Here is a 4,236-nt window from a genome sequence, read left to right as displayed (position 1 = left end):
GGCCGATCACAACAGACTGATTTTTCACAAAACATCCCCGCTGATTGGCAGGAAAAATAGAAATCCTTCCATTGAGCAAGCGCCCCGCGCATCGGAGACTGACGCCTTCGTCGCCCGGGACCGCTGCTGTGTTGATGCACCCACGGGCATTGGCCGCATCCGGGACTTTCCTCATGCAAGCACCTCGCGCAGGCACGCCAGAGCACCTGCCGCGAGCTTGTCCAGCTTGTTCACTGGCGTGTCCGGGATTGCACAATCTCTCAGTGGAAACCGCCCGGCATGGCTCCCTCCTTGCAGAAAGCTTCATCTCGTTCCCAGGCGCGCATTGCGCAGCATGACCGGCTACTCAAGCTGGATACCCCTCTCGAAAAAGACCTCCTCCTGCCGCAACGCCTGGTCGCCACCGACCATCTGAGCCAGGGCTACGATTACACCATCGATCTGCTGGCCACCCGCACCGACCTCGATCTCAAACCATTGATCGCGCAAGCCGTCACGCTCTGGATCAGGCAAGACACACGCGACTATCTGCCGATACATGGTTATGTCCATACCGCAGAGCGCCTGGGCAGCGACGGCGAACTCGCCTTCTGCCAGCTTGGCATCGCCCCCTGGCTGCACTTCCTGCGCTTTCGCAAGGATGCCCGCATCTGGCAAGACAAGACCGCCGAAGACATCCTCGCGGACGTCTTCGATTGTCATCCCCAGGCCCGGGGCCATTACCGTTTCGCGCTGGAGCGGCCGGCACTGGCCCGCTCCTATTGCACCCAGTACGAAACCGACTGGCATTTCGTCCAGAGGCTGATGGAAGAAGAAGGCTGGTTTGCCCATCACGAGCAGAAGGAAGACGGTAGCGCACACGTCCTGGTCATCACCGACAACAGCTATAGCCTGCGCCCGCTCGCCCGCCACGCCATCGCCTTCCACGGCGCCGGTCCACAAGACGAACTCGACAAGATCCTGCACTGGCGCGCCCATCGCCATCTCACCGCCAGCCGGTGGCGCAGCCGCACCGACGACTACAAATCCCCCCGCCAAGAAAAAGGCGCAGAAGAACACGTCCTGCCCGAACACGGCCAGTTGCCGGGCCAATTGGAAATCTACGAATACACCGGTGCCTACAGCCATGCCGACCAGGAACAAGGCAACCGCCAAGCCGACCTGCGGGTGGAACAGTGGGAGTCTGCCATGCAGCGCTACCATGCCATCTCCGGCGTGCGCGAGATCGCCTGCGGACGCTGGTTCAGGCTGGACGGCCATCCTGAGCATAAAGCCGCAGCCGAGAGCGAGCGGCAGTTCATGATCATCGCCATCGACTGGTTCATCGAGAACAACCTGCCCTTGTCGCATCAGGCGCTGGATTTTCCGGGCAGCCTGAGCGCTGTGCTGGCGCAGTTCAAGGCATCGATAGGACGCGCGCAAAAAAGTGAAGCAGCGGACAACCAGCACACCGGTCACTGCTTCAATCGCTTTGAGGTGCAGCGGCGCAGCCTGCCGTTTCGCAGTGATCGCACGCATCCCAAGCCGCTCCTGCATCCACAGACGGCCATCGTCGTGGGGCCGGGCGGCGAAGAGGTCTATACCGATCACCTCAATCGCATCAAGGTCCAGTTCCACTGGGACCGGATCAATCCCGGCAATGAAGCCGCCTCGTGCTGGGTGCGGGTGAGTTATCCCAATGCCGGCCAATACTGGGGCGCCATCAACGTGCCGCGGATAGGACAGGAAGTCATCGTCTCCTTCCTCAACGGTGATCCTGATCGCCCGGTCGTGACCGGTCGTCTCTTCAATGAGGAGCAGCGGCCGCAATGGCACAGCAATGGTCGGCTCTCCGGCCTCAAGTCCAAGGAGTTTGGAGGAGACGGCTTCAACCAGTTGGTGATGGATGACAGCCACCAGCAGAACCGCCTGCATCTCTACAGCAGCCATAGCCATGCCCGGCTCGATCTGGGCCATCTGGTCCACCAGGTCGGCAACGAACGGCGCGACTTCTACGGTGCCGGGTTCGCCCTCAAGAGCGATGCCTACGGCGCCATCATCACGCACAAGGGCTTGTACATCAGCACCTATGGACGGCCCGGGCCACAAGGGGCACAACTGGACACCACCGAAGCCACGGCGCAACTGCAGGCCGGTGCAGCGTTGAGCAAGACCTTGTCGGACACCGCCGCGAAAGCCGGTGCACAAGCCCTGGCGCGGCAGGATGGCTTGAACGACTTCATCCGTGCCACGCAAGAGCCATACGATGATCCGGCCCAGGCGCTCGCCAATCGCTTCAAGGAGGCCGTGCTGCTGGCGGCATCCCCGGCCGGGATCGGATTGACCACGCCCAAGGGTACGCATGTTCACGCAGGCGCTGAAGTGACGTTGTCGTCCGGGAAGGATACCCATCTCGCCGTGGGCAAAAGCCTGCTCGCCAGCGTAGCCGAAAAGATCAGCCTGTTCGCCTGCCAGCTCGGCATCAAGCTCTTTGCCGCCAAGGGCAAGGTGGAAGTGCAGGCCCAGAGTGATGACCTGGACTTGATTGCCGAGAAGGTGGCGCGCTTGCTCTCCACCAGTGGACGGGTGGAAATCCATGCCAAGGATGAAGTGATGATCTCGGCTGGCGGCTCCTTCATTCAGATCAACAGTGCCGGGATCACCCAAGGCACGCCGGGCAAGTGGGAAGCCAAGGCTTCCTTGCATTCGATGCCGGGGCCGGCGCGCATCTCCTATGCGATGCCCTTGCTGCCCTCGACCGTTTTGGACATCCCCAGACGTTATCCCTTCTCGCAATAACTCCTTTTCATCGACCAAGACATCATGCTGATCAGTCCACCCTTCCTGCCTATGCGCACGGCACATCAAACCGAAGACGAATGGCTGGATATCGCCATGAACGGCGATGCTCCCGGCAAAGGAGCATTTCCCGTCAGTTTCAATCTCGGATGGCACGGCGGTATCCACCTGACCAGTCCCAAATCTGGCAATGCGCATGAACCCGTGAGGGCGATCGCGGATGGCACCGTTGTGTTAGTCCGCCCATCCACCAAGGGGCTACCCAATCTGCCGCCTGAACATCCCCTGATGTACAACGGGGCGACCAGCGATGGGGTCGTCGTCATGCGGCATGAGGTGCAAATTGGGGAAGGCGAACAGGCGACTGCCGTCTTTTTCAGCATCTACATGCATTTGCACGAGATCGCACCAACTACCGTGCTCAACAAATTTGTGCATCGAAAAGAGGTGATAGGAGGCGTCGGTTATATCAACGGCGAACGGGGACGTATGCATTTTGAAATCGTGTGTGACGACGCCAATCTCACCGCGCTGGCCGGGCGCTCATCCGGCACCTTGCCGCTCGCCTCGGATGGACGTGTCGACGCGATCTTCGGCGAAATCTATTTCTATCTTCCCGCCGGAACACCAGTCTTCGGAGAAGAGCCGTTGGCCAACTTCGCGCAAGCGATGACGCCAGCACCCCTGCCACGCCGGCCCTCGCCCGACAAGGAAGCTGATCCGCCCGTCGCACTCGCCCCGGTCCACGTCACTACCAGCGACACTCTTCTGGGGGTGCGCTATCCCGGCGCAGAGGGCAACGTCGCCAGCTGCGGCGAAGCGGTGGTGACCCTCTACGGACTGGATGGAACCAAGATAGGGACGGCGTTGAAAGAAAAGGATGGCGAAGCCGATCTCTACAAGAACGCAGTGCGGATCGCCAAGGCATGTGCCGAAGAGAATCGCCCTGCCCCGAGCGCCGTCTACGAACTGCTGCGTTTTGGACGCGTGATCGGTCCCGACCCACTGCCATCGCCCACCCTGCCCCATTGGAGAAAGATGCCCTATCCCGGTGGACAGGGCTGGGTCAATCTGAATGCGGCCAACATCCGCAAGTTCAGCGACGCCGACTTCCCGCACTGGAAGCAGTGGCGACTCATCGATGACGATACCGATCAGGATAGCCGCTGTGATTCCAGCATCATCCGAGGCTGGCTTGATACCGACCAGGATGGACGTGTGCAACCGGATGAAGCCATGGCCAGACTGGCCAATACGGAAAACGCAGCCAGATTGCGCAAGGTCGTTGCCAGGTTCCCCACCGAATGGGAGAGCAGCACCATCGATGCGCGCTGGAGCTGGTTGAAGGGCTGCACCCGCGAAAATGCCACGCCCCTGAGCAGCGCCGACTTTGACGCCCTGCGTGCGCATATCAAGGCATTGGCGTTCTGGCCCGGCGGCACGGACCTGCCCAGAATC

General features: G+C 60.9%; 1 protein-coding gene and 1 pseudogene. Both read left to right on the top strand.

Translation table 11 applies throughout. The features are described from left to right. The first annotated feature begins 279 nt into the window (after positions 1 to 279). On the top strand, positions 280 to 2,778 hold the full coding sequence (locus I5W_RS12995; RefSeq protein ID WP_044529541.1) for a type VI secretion system Vgr family protein: 2,499 nt from the start codon (positions 280 to 282) through the stop codon (positions 2,776 to 2,778). 24 nt (positions 2,779 to 2,802) lie between these two features. Beyond that, a pseudogene (locus tag I5W_RS12990) lies at positions 2,803 to 4,236 on the top strand (M23 family metallopeptidase); the annotation flags it as partial.

This window comes from Herbaspirillum sp. B65 (assembly GCF_000333555.1).
GTDB classification, from domain to species: Bacteria; Pseudomonadota; Gammaproteobacteria; order Burkholderiales; family Burkholderiaceae_D; genus Herbaspirillum; species Herbaspirillum rubrisubalbicans.
The sequence above is the reverse complement of the archived record's forward strand: the minus strand, read 5'-3'. Positions and strand labels throughout refer to the sequence as shown.

Coding starts and splice junctions, on each gene's coding strand:
- I5W_RS12995 (WP_044529541.1), top strand. CDS start 280: ATGGCTCCCTCCTTGCAGAAAGCTTCATCTCGTTCCCAGGCGCGCATT.